Source organism: Streptomyces abikoensis, from assembly GCF_014648775.1.
GTDB lineage: Bacteria > Actinomycetota > Actinomycetes > Streptomycetales > Streptomycetaceae > Streptomyces > Streptomyces abikoensis.
The window spans coordinates 792,925-811,953 of record NZ_BMRT01000001.1 but is presented as its reverse complement, the minus strand read 5'-3'; the positions used below and the strand labels follow the sequence as shown (position 1 = coordinate 811,953).

The following is a 19,029-nucleotide window of genomic DNA, read 5'->3' as shown; positions in this document are numbered from 1 at the left end:
CGACAGAGGGGGACTCGGTGCGCGGTACGGGCCACGTCGACACCTCCTTCGGCCACACCTTCGCAGCCGAGGACTCGCAGCACTCCGAAGGACGAGGGGAAACAGCGGACGAGCACCCGTTCGCCGGACGGGCACCACGCGGCCTTGTCGAGCATCATCGGCGCGTGAGCCGTCGAAGGGCCACGTGCCTTTGCGGGTGTAAGGGAGAGGTACCGGTTGTCGGGTCAGTCGGCGGCGGTCTCCCGTTCGAGGGCACGGCGCAGCTGTTCGAGTTTCAGGGGCAGGAGATCCGCGAGCCCATAGCGGTGGCGTCCGCTGTTGTAGCTGCGGATCAGCCCGCGCTGTTGCAGGGGCATGCCGTGACGCCGCCGGGTGTACGAACCGTCGTCGTGCAGTGTTCCGGCGTGGTTGTGAGCGAGTGAGACCCAGAGCGCGTTGGCGCTGCCCTCGAGGGTCTCGGTCAGCTCCACGCGGACGGGCAGCCAGCGGTCGAGGGCGGCCCGACTCAAGGTGGACAAGGGGATGGTTTCAGGGCGCGATGGCGCGTCCGTGCCGTGCTGTGGACGGCGGAGGACGCCAATGCTGCGACCGTCCTCTGACAGATCACTGATGCGCTGGACCACCAGCTCGCCGGCCCGCGCCCGGGTGTCGAGCATCACCGCCAGTACGGCGATGAACCTTGCCTGACCGGGAGACCGAGCCGTGGACACGTCACGGTGCAGTCGGCGTCGAAGAGCTCGGAGCTGCTCGTCCTGAGGAACGGGCCTCAACATAACAGCACCCGGCACCTCTATGGCCGAGTCCGGAAGCCCTGCCTCGCGGCGGAGGATCTCCAGGCAGGCCAGCCGGGCCGCGTTCGTCGGCTCCGATGTCGGCGGCCTCTCACCATTCACCAGGCGGCTCCGCAGTGCGCCGGTCTGCGCTACCTGGATGTAGGGCCGAAGGACCGCCTCGTCGAGCAGCTGCGGCAGCTCTTTCCGAGCTTGGCGGGGGAGCAGGTCCCGCTCGAGCGCGGCCGTCAGCTCCTGACGCACCATGCCGAGCTGACGTCGACGTGACGTTCCCACTGTCAGACCGAGGATGAGCTCGTCGAGGACCATGATGGACGGGTATGACACAGAGGCATTGTGCTGCAATGGGCAACGGGAGTCCCGCTAATAACAGGCCCTCTGCACTGCCTCCGTGCTGCCGTGCCCCGCCCGCAACGGACGACGTGCCCCGGCGATGGTCAGGGCTGAGGACCCCTGTCTAATAACAGGCCCCATCGCGCTCCTGAGCGCGTTCCACCCCTGCAAAAGGCCAGCAGTAGGGGAGGGGTCGGCGACGTCAGACGGCCAGGGTCAACCCATACTCGCCGTGCAGGGCGCGGCGGTGTTGCATTGTGGCAAGCTGACAGTGCCTGAACGGAGCAGGGTCAGTCGTGAGGACAGGAACTCGGGGACCACTTGGGGACCACGCGTCGTGCACGTAAACGGACAACCGTCGCGGTCCTGCACGAAGCGTCACGGCGATTTGCCCCACATGTTGGTGATGTGACGAACGGCGCCTTGACTGGGGGTCAAGGGGTCGTGGGTTCAAATCCCGCCGTCCCGACTTGCGTAGTCGCAGGTCAAAGGCCGTTTCCGTTGATCGGGAGCGGCCTTTTCCATTGGGGGAGTGGTCCCTATGTGGTTCCCGGCGGCCGCTCGTCGCCATGTTTTCGCAGGTGAGAGCGGCTAGCGCACCTTGGCTCGGGTCGCATTGCGTCAGTTGCTAAGTGAATCGACTGCTGTGATCCGGGTGCCGGCGCATCTCAGGTTCCGCTTCGCTTCGGCGGTGTGTTCCTGAAGGCGGATGTCGATCAGGCGCGCATCAACCCGGCGGCCCTGTGGCGCGAGGCGCCCGTGCTCGCGATCGTCACAGTCCCGGGGGCGGCGCTCGGCCGCCTCGGCGAGCTGTCTGCCGCGTCGCCGGTGGTGTGGGCCATGGCGGGTGCCGCCATCCGGATCCGGAAGTTGCACGACGCGCCGTTGCCGCCTTGGCCCGGTCGGGGCGAGTCGGGGCCTCGATGGGTTGGCGGCGGATCCGACGGCGAGTGCGGGTGGCTTGTACCGAACGGCGTCCTTCCCCCCGACCTGGTCACCAGCAACCGCTGGATCCGGCATCGCTGTCACGAGGCGCCGGGACGGGTGCGTGGACGTTGGCAATCCGGTCCCCTTCGCGGAGCTTCTGGATCAGTGAGTCCAGCCACACGAACGTGTAGGGGTTACTCGGTAATCGCGATGACCTGGGACTTCGACAACTGGTCCGCCCCGAGGGGCTCGGCGAGCCTCTCCACCCGGTGGGTGTTCACCCTCCAGCCAGTACGCGATGGCGCCGACCGGGATCAGAGCCTGCTTCGCCCAGCGGCGCTCAAGCAGCCAGGAAGGGAAGTAACTGTCCTGCCGCAGCTTGGGGACGGCCACTTCCGCAGTATCGCCTCTGGCATCCCACTAGCTTGAGCGGTAGACGTTGCGCGGATTGACGCGTTCCTCGGTGACCTGGCCGTACTTGGCGCCGCACAATGCGGGAACCCGCCACTTGGGGTCGAAACAGTGGGAGTTGCTCCCACAACCTGTCCGGCACCAGATGCCGACTGTCCCCACGCTGAGGCCAGCAGCGGAGCACTGATCAGGGCTTTGCCCGAGGTGTGTTGCTGCATGGCTCCCGGGTCTGGTGTGGCGTGCAGCCGCACGACACACCAGACCGGTTCGGTTCAGTCGAGTTCAGCTTCGCTTTTGGCGCCTGCCGCCAAGTCGTCCGCATAGACCGGCCGCTCTTCGATGCCGAGGGCGCGCATCAGAGGCGCGGTCGGCACCAGGTAGCGGTGCCCGGGGCGTAGCAGCTCGCAAGGGAAGGACCCGCGACCAGCAAGCCGGTAGGCCGTGCTCATGCTTATCCCGAACGCCGCCGCGGCTGTGCGCAGGTTGGTGGTGACCGGAAGCGCAAAGATCTCGGGGAAGGTCAGCTGGATGGCTTCTCGCCCAGTCATCGGGGACCGCCCTTCTGACGCAGCGGGAGCGTCCCGATTCGGTGCCCTCGTCGTGTACCGGCCGCTGCAGAAACCAGGTCGCGCAGGCCGAGCCGGTGTGCCACGGCCCCGAGGAGTTCGCCCTCTCGCTGACTACGCGACATCGTGATCCGCAGTGGAGCGAGCGATTTCCCCCTGCGGACCGGAGCTGGAACGTACAGCTCCACTCCGTGGCCGGGGCCCCGCCGAAAGGCCTCCGTGACTGTTGTGTCCGCCACAGCGACCTCGGGAAGGCGGCGGGCGGCGCGCCAGGCGCGGGTCCGGACGGCCTTCAGCAGCATCAGGCCGGGATCCGGCTGCTCCGGCTCGGCCGTCTCCAACTCCTCCAGCAGAGCCACCAGCATCTCCGCCTCAACTTCGCTGCGTTCGGAGCCGAGCCGACTGGACACCTCATGGACCGTCCGACGCAGGGCGGGGATGGCCAGCCAGGCGGCGTAGAGCTGCCAGTCGGATCGGGCGGTGTCGTCGCGCCGGGCGCGGGTGATGACGCTCGACCAGATCGAGTTCCGTAAGCCCTCGTCGCTGGGAACCCCGTGGAGGGCGTTCCTGGCCTCGGCGGGGCTCAGCCGCATCGGTTGCGCGCGGCCCGGCACCGCGAGGTCGAGGTCCGGTCCGGTCCGAAGCTCGAGGACGTGCGCCTCGATGTTGTCGAACGCGCTGGACCATCGTAGTAACGCCATTACTGTCTCCTCTCGTCATGCTGATGTCCGTCAGATGAGCGGTGGCTGTGCCCCGGGTATCTCGTATGCCCGGATTGCTGTGGTCAGCTCGGTCGAGGTCCTGGAACTCGCCGCCCCAAAGCGACCAACCGAGTGCGCACCAACTCGGAGAGTTCCTGCTGCTCCTCCGCGGTCAGAGCCCCCAGCAGACGGGCCATCTCGTTCTGCCAGTTCGTCTCGTCCTGGAAGAGGTCCCGATGGCGCATCGACCAGTCCAGCACCTGGCTGACCTCGTCCGGGTGCCTGAGCAGCCATAGGGTGGCGAGCGAGACCGGGCCATTGCGTACGGCCTGGAGGCAGAATTCGTACTCCTCGCGACGGTTGGCCGTCCATGAGTAGGGCGGAGTGGCCACGGAGTCCTGCCCGAGCTGTAGATCCCCTTCAGCCCGGCGGGCGTGGGCGCCGGTGAGGCGATAAGCGAGGCCGGTTTCGTCCAGACGGTAGGACGAGGACAAGCGGTGCAGCATGTCTCCGGCGGAGAGTCTACGATCCGCGCTGGACCAGGCCTGTTCGAGCTCACCCAGCCGATGGTCCAGGTCCGCGCGTACGACGTCCCAGCCGCTGGCGACACCGGAGACCACTACCCGGACTGGGTCGTGGACCCACCAGCGCACACGAATGTCCACTGACTCGGTTCCGTACGAAGTGGGTAGCGAGACTCCTCTGGTCGCTGTCCGTTCGTCCAAGCAGACATGGAAGGCGGACTCATATCGGCCTAGCAGACGAGGGATGACGGGCCGCGTGACATCGCCTGCCTCGGTGACGCGAAGCCTCCGGGGCCTCAGGAGATGATGCGCGCCGGCCTGGTCCCTGAGTACCAGCGCCCGGTCAAGGCGGCCGGGCCAGCGCTGACGCAGGATCTCGCGCCAGGGTGCGTAGGCGGCCGGTGAGTAGACCGGAGGGTCGGTGTCGGTTGTCATTGGGACCCCCTCTCGGTGAACAGGTCACTGTTTGCGGGCGCCGAACCCGTCGGTGTTCCCACACGCCAAGCCTCAAGGGCTGTCCGGGCGGTCTCGCGGCCGACCAAGTCAGGATCGTCGTTTCGGTCGATCACGACGAACAATCGCAGCACTCCGTGCTGCATGTCCTGGGCCAGCTCGCTGAGCAGGATCGTCATGGCCTCCCGCTGGGATTCGGCCCAAGCGGCGAGACGGCACCAACGGACCAGGTGGTGGCAGGTCATGTCGAACATGCCGTCGTGGTTCAGTGCGCGGCGGATGAGCTCGACGACCGGTTGTGCGAACTCGCCGCCATCGAGCAACTGTGACTGGAACCAGGAGGCATCCGCCAGGAGGTGCGGGAAGAGGCGAAGGGCGAGCTCGGCATCGGCCTCGTCCCGGCGCGCCCATTCGGCCAAGTGACGCACAACCACTGATTGACTGCCTGAGACGAACAGGTTTGCCAACGAGGTACGGACTGCACGGTTCACCTGCAGGTTCTGCTCACCGTCCGCTCCTCGGGATACCCGTCGCAGCAATCTCATCGCCAAATCCGGGCGGGAGAAGCCGAAAGCGGTACCGCAGGCGTGGGCGACGGTTGCGCGCAGTTGTGGGCTCGGGCTCCAGCTCCACTCGGTGAGCCGGTACTTCACCTCACCGGCCAGCACTGGGTCCTCGGACGCGATGCCCAGGGCATAGGCTGCGATGCTCCGACTGCTGTCGTGTTCGGACTTGGCGAGGACGCCGATGTGGCGCAGGGCCCGCCGTCCGCCGCCCCAGCCGGCGGCCATGCCCACGACACGACCGACCGGTGCCGTGAGCTCCCTTCCTCCGTGGACCTGGTCCATCCACTCGGTCAGCACTGCGGACAGACCGCCGTATTCGCGCCAGACGTGCCTGAGGACCGTCTCTGCCTGCCGATGCCGGGTGAATCTCACCGGTTCCACTGCGTAGGGATGGGTCGAGCCGGCGTGGATCTCCTTCGGCGCCCGCTGTGCGCGTACGGTGCGCAGCAGATCATCTAGTGATCGTCGAAAGACGAAGCGGGGGTTGGGCCGTGGCTGTCGGCTCTCTCCGGTGCCGCCTTCGGATGGGTCGAGGAGGGAGTGCAGAGCCCCGTCCGCGACGGCGAGGAGCCGGTCCGCCTCCTCCTGGACGATTCGATAGTCGAGCCCCTCGAAGACACAGGCGGCCAGCAGGAACGCCAGGGCGTCGGGATCGTCGTGAAGCTTCTTGATCAGCTGGGGAATCTCCCCCTCGGCCAGGAAACTCAGCCGTTCTCGCAAGCCGGAGAGGACTACGGGCTCTTCGGTGGATGCCGCCACGGCGGTCACCAGCTCGACCACTTCGGAGGGGACCAGCTCCGGGACGAGGAGGTCGTCCAGGAGACCGGGTTCCAGGGCCCCGAGCAGTCGTTCGCGATCGGCCGGGTCCGGCACCACGACCTTGAACCGGGCGTCGAACACCGCCCTGGGGGAAGGCGGTGGACACGCAAACGGCTGCACATGGAGATGGCGTTCGAGGTCACGGATGAGCTCGGGGTCGTCCTGGGTCACGACCACCAGGCAGGCCCCGGCCTCGTGCAGCAGTTGCCGGAGATGACGGAGGGCGCCCGGCCTCAACCTATGGGTGGGCAGCAAGCCGTCCATCAGGTAGCCGCCGGCCTCGGCACGGCCGGGTCGCCACGAGGACAGGTCTGTGTCGCCATCGATGGCCCACAGCGTGCTGTCCGGTGGGCTGTGGCGGCGAAGCAGGTTGAGGGCCGCAGTACGTCGCCCGGTCCCTGGCTGACCGGTGAGGAAGAACACCCCTTTGCCGAGCTCCGTCGAGGCGGCGGGGAACCATTCCGGCTCCGCGAAGCCCGACTGTGCCTCGGCGACCTCCTGTTCGGAGATAAGGCCCTCGCGTACCTCCACGAGGTAGCCGTCGCCATCATGGTGCCCGTTGCGCACGTGTTGGCCGCCGCTCACCGAGCCGGCGTTGATGTTTCCGTACGGCGCGTAGTAGACGAGGGAGCGGGTCCGGCCGTCGGCTGTGGTGAAGTCGACCAGGCCCCCCAACGGAGGGTCGAAGTCGTCTTCATCTTCGTCCTCTGCGGCCATCCGTCGGCCAGGGCCGCCCACCATCATCGATTCGGATGGTTCTCCAGTCGTCCGCGTATCCTCCGCGCGGGGGCCGGATTCCGCGGGTCCCAGCCAGGGGCCACCGGGAAGGGCCGAGACTTCCGCCCCGGGGCTCACCGCTGCTCCGTGTTCTTGCCGCCCTGAACGGTGTCTCCCAGGTTGCCTCGGGCCTTGCCCACCTTGCTGCCGTGCAGGTAGTCACCACTGACGGTGGTGTTGCTGACCTGCTGGCCGCCATGCACGGTACCGCGGTTCAGGTTGCCGTGGTCCGCTCGGTAGTTCGTCACCGACCGAGGGCTGTGCTTCCGTGGCTTGGCGCGGCCGACCCGGGCGCTGTCATCTCCTGTCTCCTGGTCCGCGATCACCTGGTCACCGAGTACGCGACGGTCGTAGAGGGAACCCGAAGGGACTGGCACGTGGAGCCAGGCCTGCTGATCGAATCGCTTCCCTTCCACTGTCGCTGGCACCTCGATGAAGTAGTCGGGGTGACGCCCGGTGTATCCGCTGGCCACAGCATCCTGGTAGCAGCGGTCGGACAGGATGGCGGCGACCTGAGTGATGTTCTCGTTGGAGGAGGCGAGGATCGCCTTCACCGGGCGGGAGTCGAGCAGACGGTGGGTGTCGTTGCGCGGGGTGCCGTTGCCGTCGAACTCTTCACCGTTGTCGGGCAGCGGGCCGATGTGGAGGCTGACACGGAGCCGGATCCGGGCCACCCCCATGGAATGTACGTTGAACTCGGTGAGCACGTCCTGAAGGGTCCTCAGCCAGGGGTGGATGACGAACGGCATGGCTGCCGGATCGAATCCGAACACATAGCCGTCACCGGTGGAGTTCGGAAACCTCCGGTCCTTCCAGAGGCCGGAGAGGCCGGCCCGTGCGAAAGAGGTCTGGAGGAGCTCCGGGATGGCGCGGCTGAGGATACCGTGCTCGATGGCCGGGTAGCCGGTGAAATCCTTGGCGTCCACGGCCAGGATGCCGCGGTATGGCGGGAGAGGACGGCTGTGACTGTAGGGAAAGGCGGTTGCTTCGGGCAGTGGCGCGTGGTGCTCGGACATCGGGATTCCTCCACGGAGAGTCGGACGGGCAGTGGTTGACGCGGTGGCTACCGCGTCTCGGTGCCTGTCCAGGCTCGCGGGAATCGCTGGGGCGTTGTGCGCCCCAGCGCCGATATCCAGTGACGAGCGCCACATTTTCATGCCCGTCGGTCGGTACGCCGGGGGCGAGTCACTCGCGGAGCGCCTCCAGACCCTGGCGTAAGGCCGACAGGTCCTCTATCACGATGGACAACCGGCGGGTTCTGACCCCGAATCGGCGCAGGCCCTCCAGCTGACTACCGACGCTCTTGCGATGGGTGTCGAGGTAGTTGGCCAACTCTTCACGTTTTAGGGGGAGCGCAAGGGGGCGCCCGGCATCGTCGCCGGATTCGACGAGGATGTCGGCCACCCGCACCAGAGTCGCTGCCAGTCGATAGCCCGGCCCAGCGTCATCCGGGGTCGACTCCCGTAGCCGGGCCTGGGCGAATCCCAGCAGTGCGGGGTAGAGATCATTGTCCGAGACGAACTTGGTGAAGGCGGCCTTGTGCATGACCGCCACCCGGCACGGTGAAAGGGCGGTGACGCTCGCCAGCCGACCGCACCGGCCCATCGTCGCCAGCTCGCCGAGCAGCTCACCCGGGCCACGGAAGGCCAGCAGGTTGACGGAGCCGTTCCGCGCGGTGTGTTCTACTTTCGTCAAGCCGCTGAGCACGGCCAGCACATGAGTGCCTTCCCTTCCCTGTTGTAACAGCACCTCGCCGCGACGGTGCGTGCGCTCGAACGATTGCCGTCGGAAGTCCGCCCAGGTCTCCTTGCTTACGAGTTCTCGCATGGTCTGACTCAGCGGGCTCGGCGATTCTCTGCGTGGGTCTGGTTCACCGGTCATGGCGCGACTCTAGTGAGCGCCCTTGCCTTGCGGTGGGAATTACTCGATTCCAGTGGCCTGGAACAACCCTGCGGGTATATAAGGAATTTGACGTTCAGTCAGTTAGGCAAGTTCCGTGGAACAGCCTCGGAGAATGAGGAAGGAACGGTATGCGGACCGAACGAGTGGGTGATCCGTGGGGGGTGGTGGCGGTGCTGACGGCGCTGCCCGCGGAGTACCGGGCCGTGCGCGGCCGGCTGGAGGATGTGCAGCGGTTGCCGTTCTCGTGGGGGAGGGGAGCCGAGTGCGGTCGGTTGCCCGGAAGCCCGTGGCGGGTCGTGCTCGGGCTGGTCGGCGAGGGCAATCAGGCCGCGACGTCGCTCACCGAGCTCGTCGGTGAGCTCGAACCCGAAGTCGTCTTCTTCGTCGGTGTGGCGAGCTGCCTGGAGGAGGACATCGCCCTCGGCGACGTCGTGGTGGCCACAACAGCCTACGACTTCCAGGCAGCCGCGCTGAAGCAGGATGGAACCGGGGCACGATCACGATCATGGGATCCACCTGGACCCCTCCTGCAGGGTGCCCGGGCCGCACTCCGGGACGGGTTGTGGCGCAGGCGGATCCCCTCGGACGACGTTCGGCCGGTGTCGCCCCTTGCTGGGGTGCCCGTCGTCCACTTTGAACCGCTGGCTTGCGGAGGTGTGTCCAGCAGCCCAGTGCCTGGTGAACTGGTCGAGCGGCTGCGCCACAATTGCGGTGACGCGGTGGCGGTCGAGAGCGGAAGCTCCGGTTTTGCCGCAGCGGCCTACCCACGTCGGCCTGGTCACGCATTGGTCGTCTGCGGGATCGATGCCCGTGTGGATGCTGTCGAACGAGCAGTCGATGCCGTCGGTGCGCGGTCCAGGGCTGCTGCTCACGCTGCCGCCGTGGTGACCACCGTCATCGCCGACCTCCGGCCGTCCAGGTCCGGTGATCGGGGTGTCCAGCCGTCTGCCGCCCCACCGCAGGACCGTCCTCCCGGCCGGATCCCTACCGAACGCCACTACGGTGGCGATCACATTGAGTTCAGCGGCTCCTTCGCCAATTCAGTGACGGGCAAATATGTGGACCGTCGACGCGGTCCGTTCCACTCCGGTAATGGACCGGCTTACACTGATGGTGGTCAGTCTCATTGAAGAGTGTCTTCCAGATCCAGGCCGATCGGCTGTGCCGAGTGCGGGCGGGCAATGATCCGGTCGAGGATCTGTTTCCGCTGGGTGATGACGGATTCCTGGACGAGGATGTGGTGTCCGGACCTTCGGACGGGCAACTCGTCCCAGGGGCTCTGCTGCCCCCGGAAACGGTCGCCGTCTCCGGGGTCACGGTGCTGCTCGGTGAGCCCGGCGGGGGTAAGACCACGGTGCTGCGACGCATCGTCCAGGAGCTCAGAGCGGTAGGGCCGGAGGATCCGGAGACATCGGACGGGTACGTCTGGGTCAATGGCTCTGACCTGACCGAGAATTCGTACCAGGACCTTGTGGGACGGTATCTCGCCGCACTCCCCCGCAGAAATCGGCGCGTCGGCGGTGACAGCGCGGCAGAGCCGTCCTCCACTTCGCCGAGCAGAAGAGCCGGCGGGCGTTTGACCGTGGTGCTGGACCAACTGGACGAGAGCACGATGCTTGCCCAGTTGCCGGGGCTGCTGGAGAGGTCTTTGCACAGCAGGGATACGGCAGACTTCCGGATGCTCCTGGCCTGCCGCACCGCCGACTACCGGGTCCGCCTGACCGAGGTGCTTCAGGAGCACTTCAGCGAGTGTTCGTTCGCCGATCTCGCGCCGCTGTCCCGGGCGGAGGCTGTGCGCCTGGCGGACAGCGCTGGTGTGGATGGAATGGCACTCATCGTTGCTGCGGTGGCGGTCGGAGCGGGCTCCTTGGCCAGCGCACCGTTGACCCTGGAACTGCTGGTCCGTACCTATCGGGAGAACGGTGGTCTGAGCGGGGATCCCCGAGAGCTGTTCGCGAGCGGAACCCGCCTGTTGGCCGGCGAGCACGACCCTGGGCGTTTCCCGGAGCGGACTCCCCGAACTTCGCCTTCACAACGCCTGGAAATCGCCGGTCGCATTGCGGCGCGCATGCTGCTGTGCGGACGGCGGACGCTGTGGGACGGACACGGGCCGCGAAGCCGGCCGCACCGGCTCGACCTCAAGACTGATGAGCTGATCGGGGGAGTCGAGGAGAGTGCACCCGGGGACTGCTTCCCCGTCACTCCTGAAGCGGTGCGGGAAGCCCTCGGGACGGCGTTGTTCACAGCGATCGACCACGAGCGGAGTTCCTTCCGGCACTCGTCGCTGTCGGCCTACCTTGCCGCCTCCTACCTGGCCCGGAGGCGGCTGCCCCACCGGCGACTGGCGGAACTCTTCCTCGTCGACGTACCAGGCACGAACGCGTCCCGGATTCCACCGCCCCTTCGTGAGGCGGCGGCCTGGCTGGTCGCGCTCGACCCGGAGCACACCGAGTGGCTGGTCACCGCGGATCCCGAAAGCGTGACCGTCCACAGTGCCCTGGTGCGGTCCGACGCCATGCGTGAGCTGATCGTCTCGCGCCTGCTGGACAATGCGGCCGATGTGGAACTCAGCTCCACTCGGTGGCAGTTCTCCCGCTGGGATCTGGTCCATCCGAGGTTGGCGGACCAGATCCGGGCAGCTTTGACGGGTGATCTGTCCGGCTTGGAGGACGACTGGCCCCTGCGGGCGCGAGTTCGCGTGGCGGTGCGTCTCGCCCAGGACTGCGCGACGCCCGAATTGGCGGGCCCGCTGCTCGCCATCTGTGGTGATGACCGATGTCCCGCGACGGAGCGCAGGTTCGCGGTGGCTGCGGTGTTCGCATGCGCTCCTGAGGCTGCTGCCGGTGCGCTACGGTCCCTCCTCACCTCTCTGCAGGACGACGACTACGCCGCGCGTGTCGATCCTGACGACGAGCTCCGCGGGACCTTGCTGTCCGGACTCTGGCCGCGATACATCGGCACCGCGGCGGCGCTCGACGTTCTCCGGCCGCCGCGCAACCCCGATCTAATCGGCGCTTACCACTACTTTCTCCGGACGATGGTGGCGGACTGCGCCGACGACCAAGTAGTCGAGATCCTGCGCTGGCTGACAGCTCGTGGGGTCGGCTTTCTGGGCAGCATGAATTCGGTGGTGGAGGGCTTCATCGATGAGGTCATCGATCGCATACTGCGGATGGACCACGCCGCGGGACTCCGTTCGCTGGTGGCATCGATCTTCGTCGGACGTCTCCGAAGGCACGAGGACATCTTCTTCCCGGCGGCTTTCGACAGTATCGACGTGAGGGGGACCGAGCCAACCGATGCTGAGCGGCTGGCCTTGGTGGAGGCGTTGGTCAGGGAAAGCCTTCGCCTCGACCGTTTCCCCGCCCACGAGCTCTGGGTGCTGACCCGTTCGTTGAAACGGGCCTTGAAAGGCATCCAGGCATGGCGGACGGCCGGCGAGCTCCCGAGTAGCGCCCCCGTTCGGACCCGTCTATTGACCGAGGAGGACTTCGGCTGGGTGCTGGACCAGGGGGACCGGGCCGTCGAGGCTGGTGAACCGGACGTGGCCGAGGCCTACGGATTCATCGCGCTCCACCTCTTCCGGCACGACGACCAAGCGGCCTTCGAACTCCTCTACAGTCGGCAGGAGAACCCGGCATGGCGAAGGCTGAAGTGGTTCTTCGAGGGGATCCCGCTCGACAGCGAGCTGGCGCAGTCGATGCGGATGAGTGCCAAAGCGACCAAGCGGAACAACGGCTCCGTAGCGGTGGAATTCTCCGTCGCGCAGCACAAGGCTCTTGCCGAGGCACGAAGCGGTGACACCGAGAGCTTCCTGAGGCTTTTGTGGAATCTCCAATTGGACCCGGAAACCGGCAAGGGAAGCCGACAGTACGGATACGACCTGGCTGAATGGCCGGGGGCCGGGGTGTTCTCAGCCGAACACTTGGCTGTACTCACGGACTGTGCGCTCCACTACCTCGGCGCCGAGCACGACCATCGGGACGACTGGCTCGGAACGGGCCGTCAAGGCGTCCGCGCCTGGGCGGGCTACCGGTCGCTCGTACTCCTGCACCAGGCCGATCGAATCGACGAAGTGCCCGAACAACTCTGGTCTCGGTGGACCGCGGCCGTCGTGTGCGGTTTCCCGGCCGATTCCGACGAGCGGTCTCGCAGAATCCAGACGGACTTACTGCGTCGCGCCGCCTGCCATGCACCGGCAGACTTCGCACTTGACCTCGAGCGAGCTGTGCGAGGCGAGCTGGCCCGCGGACAGCATTTCTGGAATCTCAGGTTCCTGGATCCTCAGTGGGCGGCGCCACTGGCGTCGGCGATGGAGCGGCTCGCCTGCCTGGTGGCCGTTGCCGTCGGACACCGGAAGGGGGCCGGATCTGGCGGTCGTACCTGCCCTACCGAGCCGGCGCATCAGGCTGAGGGCGGGCACGCCCCCCTGGTGCTTCCGGCTGAGGCCGCGGATCCCAGTGCCGTTCTTGATACCTGGTCGTGGCTGCTCGAAGCACTCCTGTCGGCCGGAAGCGGGCCGGCACGCCGCCTTGGGACGGAGGTACTGACAAGCTCGGCGGACTCATCCGAGCCGGATCGGCGCGAGCTGGCCGTGCGGGTGGCCAGGGCCATGCTGATCGCGGACGCACCGGAAGCGTGGCCCCGTATCCGGGCACTGGTGAGTACATCGGAAGGTTTCAGTCGCGCCCTCGCTGAGACCTGCGCCATGGGCGAAGTCCGGCAGCGCATCGAATCGTCGTTGACCGAAGCGGAGCTGGCGGAACTGTACCGCTGGCTCCACTCCCTCTCTGCCGACGTCGAGACCGCCTATCGCCTGGGAGGTCATTTTGTGGGTCCGGCGCAGCACGTGGTCCAGTGGCGGGATGCTGTTCCCCGGGTACTGATCAACAGGTGCACGCCGGAAGCGCTACACGCTCTCAAGGCCCTCACTACGGAGTTCTCCTGGCGTCTCGGGCTGAGAGCCGCGCTCGTTGCCGGGCGGAACAGCTATGCAGCAGCCGGATGGGAAGGCATGCAGATCGACGAAGCGATCCGGACTCTGTCCCTCCCCGAACCGCCTGCTACATATGTTCTCGGGGACCACATCGAGTTGAGCGGGAATTTCATTGGAGAAGTTGCAGGGAAGGTGGTCTACGATTCAGAAACTCGGCCTGCCGATGCGGAATTCGCCCGCCTGGACGATCTGAACCGGAGGGCGGTCGACACGGCGCGGAGCCTACGGCGCGTCCTTGGTGCCAACGGGCCCGAGACCCCGTGGCTGCACACCCCCCTCAGCGATGTCCTGGAGGAGCTGAACGATCCCGCGCCGACCGCGGCACGTGTCCGGTCCGCGGCCGATGTGCTGAAGCCTTGGATCGGCTGGCAGCCGTCCGTAGACGGATTCCAGCGTTCCACTGCCGAGCGGGTGGAGGCCGTCCTCGCAGTATGGAGCAGCAGGGAGGACGACCGCGCTGAGTGCCTCCTGGCGATCGAAAAGCTGGCCACAACGCTCGACCGTGCAGGGCCCGAAGCCGCCAGGTCCGACGGCCTCGACATCGTGGCGGGTCTCGGACGGATGGCAGCTGTGGCTGAGGTCATGGGAGACCTGATTCGAGAACTCTGCGCGGCCTTTGAAGCCGCCGGACCGGTGGATGACTTGCCGGCCGACCACCTCTTGGCACAGCGACAGCTGTTCACTGCTGTGCAGGACCTGGAGGTGTGTCGACGCCGTCTGGCCGGACTCGGCTTCGACGCCGCCCTCTTCGCCCGAGCGACTGGTGCTCTCCTGATCGCTGGGGGATGGGGAACCGGCAAGTCGTACGGGCTCGGAGCCTGGGCCGAGGCCAGGGTCGGCGCCGGCGCGCCGGTCGCGTTCGTCACCGGTCGCGAACTCGTCGGCGATGAGCCCTGGGAGGGGCGGCTTTCCGGCGTGGCCGCACCGGGGAGCCGGGGCGGTCCGGCCAGGAAGCTGCTGGCCGCACTTCAGAAGCATGCCGATTCCACCGGGAAGAACGCCGTCCTGATCATCGACGCCCTCAACGATGTCACGCGCCTGCGCGGTGACGAACTAGACGGATTCGAGTCCCTGGCCATGCTGTTGAAGGAGTTCCCCTCGGTTCTGCTCGTGGCGTCCACCCGGCTGGACCGGCGCCTGACACCCGCAGAGACCAGGCATCGCTCGTACGGGATCCACTGGGCGAGCGGCGTGACGGACCCTGGACAGGCCTGGGAGGTCATGCGAGACGTCTATAAGGTGCCTGCACTGGTCCTACCGCCGGACGTGGCAGAACTGCGCCGCCCGCTGATGCTCGCCGTGCTTGCCTGGTGCCTTCACCGGGAGCGCGGCACCGCGGATCCCGAGACGCCCGTCTCGGTTCCCAGTATCGGTGACCTCTTCGAATGGTGGCTGAGGATCCTCGGCAAGGACTATTTCGAATATCTCCACGGCAGACCGACCACTACCGAACATCCCCTGGTGAGCAGGGCTTGCGCACTCCTCGGCGTGCGCATTGGTCTGGTGGACTCCCTCGACTACCACGCTGCCTGCGACGCTCTGCGCCCCGAGACGGAGCTGGGGGATCCCGCACGACTGCTGGAGTGGCTCTTTCAAGCAGGTGTGCTGGCCTTCGATCCGCAGAATCAGCGGATCGGCTTTGCCGTGCAGCGGTTCGCGGAGCACATCTGGGCCGGCAATCTGATGCGCGATCCAGGGCGCCGGCGCCACCTCACGTCCCTTCTGAGAGACCTGGCCGGTCCCGAAGAGGCTGCCGGCCGCGCCTTTCGGCTTCTCTCGGCCCTGGCCGGCGTGGTACCCCACGTCCACTCGGGTAAGGAACTTTCGCATTTCCTGCCGAGGAGGCTGCCACCCCTCGCTGTCATGGCCATCTTGGAATCTCTCGAAGGCAGGCATCGTGATCTGATAGCCGACGCATCGTCCCTGGACTTCCTGAGGCGCTGGACGACCGACCCCGAGCTGGCGCCCTGGGTCTGGTACACGGTGCTGGTGAATTCCGCGAACCGGGGCCATCCAGCAGGTGCCGATTTTCTCCACGAGGAACTCGGTAAGCTGGGCAGGAACCAGTTGGCGAGTCGCTTTGTCGTCCCGATCCTCCACCTCCTGGAAGATCGAGACGGACTGAACATGCTCCAGCGATTCATCCGCTGGGCTTCCTCCTGCACGGAGGAGGTGCGGAAAGATGCGAGAGCCGTGACCAGAGTGCTCCTGTGGCTTTCTGCGGTACCCAGTCAACCGCTGCGTTCGCTGTGCGTACGTATCGTCGCGCAGATCTGGAGGGACGATCCAGAGACAGCCATCGAGCAATTGGAGCTGTTCGGGAACAGCGCCGACGGGTTCATCGCCGAGGCGACCTGGCTGGCCGCCTACGGTGCGCTGCTGCTCGGGGCCGAAGTGGTCTCGACGAAGCGGTGGTGCGGCGCTATGGCGCGAGGCCAGCGTAAGCCGCACAGGAGCGTCCAGCAGACGATCTCCAGCATACGGACGTTGCTCGGGCCGTCGATTTTCGCTTCTTCACGGGAACCGCGTGCCAAGCTTCCGAGGGCGTCCCTGCTACCGGTGCCCAAGCGGGAGACGGAGCGTTGCGAGATCTACTTCGGACAGCTGGTCGGGAAGACCGAAAGCCATCCGGAGCGCTTCCCGTGGATGATCCGCCGCTCCCGATTCCTCAAGCCGAGGCGGCTTGAAGTGAAGCTGCGTCGCAGGCATGGCTACGGGATCGGAGAGTGGCCTGCCTACGCGCAGCAGCAGAAGTTACTCGACACGGTCCTGGAGGAGTGGCACGGCGCGGCGGTTTCCGGCTCGGGCGGGCTGCGGCCCTGGCCCGTGTCCTCCGCGCCATGTGCGCTGGACCGGCGGCAGGCGATCGACCCGACTGTCCCGCCTGAGTGGTCGTATTCCGTGGAGACGAGCCGCCAGCCGCAATCCTGGTGGTGCACCCCTGTGGAGGAGGATGCCGCAACCGCGCTGCGAGGGATGCGGCCCTCCCAGTTCCTGACCGTACGGGATCCCGACGGTGGCACCTGGTACGTCCTTCACTCCAAATACGAGCTTCGGCAGTCCGACGGGCCGGACACGGAGAACAGTCTGCCGGTGCTCGTCACCGATACCTATGCGCTTGCCCGGCTCGAGGACAACGGGCGGGCCGGTTCACCAACCAGACAAGGCAGCGACGACAGGGCTGTCCGGGTGGAAGTAGAGGCTGTCCTTGCACGCACTGATGCGGAGGACCGCTCGGTCGCCGATCTGATGGGGCCGGACAGCACGCCGGCTCTGAGTGAACAGTGGCCGCCGCAGATGTACCTCGCGGAGTACTACCGGCAACCGCACTCGACCACGGGACCCTTCCAAGGTGTCGGGACGGTGTCCGCCGCGACGGCGCTGTACGAGGACACCTTCCTTGTCCGGCTGCGGGACATCACGAAGGGCAGGCCGACGGACCGGGCAATCCCCTCACGGGCGCTGGTTGAGCGGCTCGGTCTCCGTTGGAGCGGTCGATCTCTCGACTTCCATGTTCCCGGTGAGGAGGGGACAGTCGTCCGTGACCCGAGCTCGGGACGCCTCGGCCCACCGGCCCTCTTGCTCGCTGCCGGTGCCGTCAACACTCTCGCCGTTCAAGGATGGAAGCTGGTCTGGCGGATCCGGGTGACCGAGAACTACCGCTTCGGCGAGACCACGTGGACAGGAATGTGCGGTGTGAACGGCGAAGACCTCGCCGACCAGGATGGCATCGACGAACACATCGGCCATTGGCGGGTTGACCGGCGGGCGTTCTGGCGCCAGTACTGACGGTAGCTGGGCTCGGCTATCGCGCGCTGATGACAAAGGAGGCGCGCTGAAGCAGCTTCGCTGGGTGGCTGGCCCAAGGCTTTCACTGGGGATTGGCTTGCGCCACACGTCACGCGGCCAATTCCGCCGTGGTCGGGATCTGTGTTTCCTGACCCTTTGGTGCCCTACAGCGATACCGTGCCGTGTCACCGCTGTGTCACACACCCGCCATCCTGACGGAACTTGCTGCCTTCGTGGTCGACTCACAGGTCCTGTCGGCGGCGAGGGCGCGGCCGGACTGGGGAGTCGACGCCCTCAACGGTGCCGTGTCGCACCCGCATGGCACACCAAGGCGGCCTGGTATCTGGTGGCGGCCGACGACCGCGTGATCCCCCCGGCCACCGGGTCGCCTCCCGCGTGCCCTGGATAGGGTCCGGTGGTGGAGATCTTTCATCTGCGCTATTTCGTCGCCGTCGCCGAGAACCTGAGTTTCTCCCGCGCGGCCCGGCAGTTGCACATGGCTACCTCGCCGTTGAGTCAGCGGATACGGGACCTGGAGCGGGAGCTCGGGCAGCGGTTGTTCGACCGGGACTCCCACCGTGTGGCGCTGACCCGCGCCGGGGCGGCGCTGTTGCCGGCGGCCAAGGACGTGCTCGGGCGGTTCGACGACATTCCCTGGCAGCTGCGCCGGGCGCTGGGGCCCGAGCGGCGGGCGGCGTATGTGGGGGTGGTGCCGGCCCTGCACCCGCGGTTGCGGGAGCGGCTCGCGCTGCTGGAGACGCGGTGTGCCGAGCAGTACGACGTCAAGCGCTGGCCCGGCAACAGCGGGAACCTCCTCGGTGCCGTTCAGCGTGGCGACCTCGCCATGGCGCTGGTGCACCTGCCGGTGCACGCCGACGGGATCGAGGTGCTGGAGCTGCTGCACGAGCCGCTGGGCGCGTTGCTGCCGGCCGACGCGTTCGGCGGCCGGAGCTCGGTGGCGCTGAGCGAGCTCACCGATTACACCTATGTGACCTCCGCGCCCGGCACGCTTCCCACGTATTTCGACCAGCTCAAAGTGCGTCTGAAAGCCGCCGGAATTCATAAGGAGATCAGCCTCAATATCGGGGATTACGCCAGCGTGCGCGAAATCGTGGCGAACGGTTCGGTCTTCGGGATTACGCTGCTCAGTGCTGGAAATAGCGGGGCGAATGGCGAGGGAGGAAGGGGCGCGAGTGTCGTCCTGCCGTTCCGGGACTTCTCGCCCACCCTGGCGACCGGGCTCGTGTGGCGCCGCGACCGGGCCCGGCCGGACGGTGATCTGCACGGACTGGTGCGGGAGGCGGGGGCCGTGTTCGCCGCGCCCGTCGAGGACGGCGAGAGCCCGGAATAGCGGCCGGAATAACGGCGTGACCGCTGCGGTCACGCCGTTATTCGCGTATCGGTGTCACTGATCGCTTGGGTTCCGTCATCGCGCCGGACTAGCGTTTTCCATGCGAACGGGGAATCCCCTTCC

10 protein-coding genes, 1 tRNA gene and 1 pseudogene are annotated in these 19,029 nt (G+C 66.8%); 4 read left to right on the top strand and 8 right to left on the bottom strand.

Going from position 1 to position 19,029, the window contains the following annotated elements:
• Window positions 1-224: 224 nt before the first annotated feature.
• Entirely contained in the window at window positions 225-1,100 is an 876-nt protein-coding gene (locus IE096_RS03510; protein ID WP_189448238.1) for a hypothetical protein, read from the bottom strand.
• Window positions 1,101-1,525: 425 nt separating this feature from the next.
• On the opposite strand from IE096_RS03510, the gene IE096_RS03505 reads away from it, so the two are divergent.
• A tRNA-OTHER gene (locus IE096_RS03505) sits at window positions 1,526-1,593 on the top strand.
• Window positions 1,594-2,163: 570 nt separating this feature from the next.
• Here IE096_RS03505 and IE096_RS32230 read toward each other — a convergent pair.
• From IE096_RS32230 to IE096_RS03475, 7 genes and pseudogenes are all read right to left on the bottom strand, one after another.
• Window positions 2,164-2,546 (bottom strand): annotated as a pseudogene (locus IE096_RS32230) (transposase); the annotation flags it as partial.
• 188 nt (window positions 2,547-2,734) lie between these two features.
• The gene (locus tag IE096_RS03500; protein WP_189448236.1) at window positions 2,735-3,010 is read right to left on the bottom strand and encodes a DNA-binding protein; all 276 of its coding nucleotides are present in this window, start codon (window positions 3,008-3,010) and stop codon (window positions 2,735-2,737) included.
• The gene (locus IE096_RS03495) at window positions 3,007-3,729 is read right to left on the bottom strand and encodes a hypothetical protein (RefSeq protein ID WP_189448234.1); all 723 of its coding nucleotides are present in this window, start codon (window positions 3,727-3,729) and stop codon (window positions 3,007-3,009) included. Before IE096_RS03495 ends, IE096_RS03500 begins: the two co-directional genes overlap by 4 nt.
• Window positions 3,730-3,812: 83 nt before the next feature.
• Complete coding sequence (locus IE096_RS03490; protein ID WP_189448233.1) at window positions 3,813-4,394, bottom strand: hypothetical protein; 582 nt, start codon at window positions 4,392-4,394, stop codon at window positions 3,813-3,815.
• A gap of 290 nt (window positions 4,395-4,684) precedes the next feature.
• Window positions 4,685-6,808, bottom strand: coding sequence for an amino acid adenylation domain-containing protein (locus IE096_RS03485; RefSeq protein WP_229819886.1), 2,124 nt, complete (start codon window positions 6,806-6,808; stop codon window positions 4,685-4,687).
• A 134-nt stretch (window positions 6,809-6,942) separates the two neighbouring features.
• Window positions 6,943-7,884, bottom strand: coding sequence for a hypothetical protein (locus tag IE096_RS03480; RefSeq protein ID WP_189448231.1), 942 nt, complete (start codon window positions 7,882-7,884; stop codon window positions 6,943-6,945).
• A 169-nt stretch (window positions 7,885-8,053) separates the two neighbouring features.
• On the bottom strand, window positions 8,054-8,749 hold the full coding sequence (locus IE096_RS03475) for a Crp/Fnr family transcriptional regulator (protein ID WP_189448229.1): 696 nt from the start codon (window positions 8,747-8,749) through the stop codon (window positions 8,054-8,056).
• Window positions 8,750-8,898: 149 nt separating this feature from the next.
• Between IE096_RS03475 and IE096_RS03470 the strand changes: the two genes are divergently transcribed.
• From IE096_RS03470 to IE096_RS03460, 3 genes are all read left to right on the top strand, one after another.
• Window positions 8,899-9,900, top strand: coding sequence for a 5'-methylthioadenosine/S-adenosylhomocysteine nucleosidase family protein (locus IE096_RS03470; protein ID WP_189448227.1), 1,002 nt, complete (start codon window positions 8,899-8,901; stop codon window positions 9,898-9,900).
• Window positions 9,897-17,555 (top strand): ATP-binding protein, encoded by a 7,659-nt coding sequence (locus IE096_RS03465; RefSeq protein ID WP_189448225.1) that lies wholly within the window; start codon window positions 9,897-9,899, stop codon window positions 17,553-17,555. Before IE096_RS03470 ends, IE096_RS03465 begins: the two co-directional genes overlap by 4 nt.
• A 418-nt stretch (window positions 17,556-17,973) precedes the next feature.
• The gene (locus IE096_RS03460; protein WP_189448223.1) at window positions 17,974-18,906 is read left to right on the top strand and encodes a LysR family transcriptional regulator; all 933 of its coding nucleotides are present in this window, start codon (window positions 17,974-17,976) and stop codon (window positions 18,904-18,906) included.
• Window positions 18,907-19,029 lie beyond the last annotated feature (123 nt).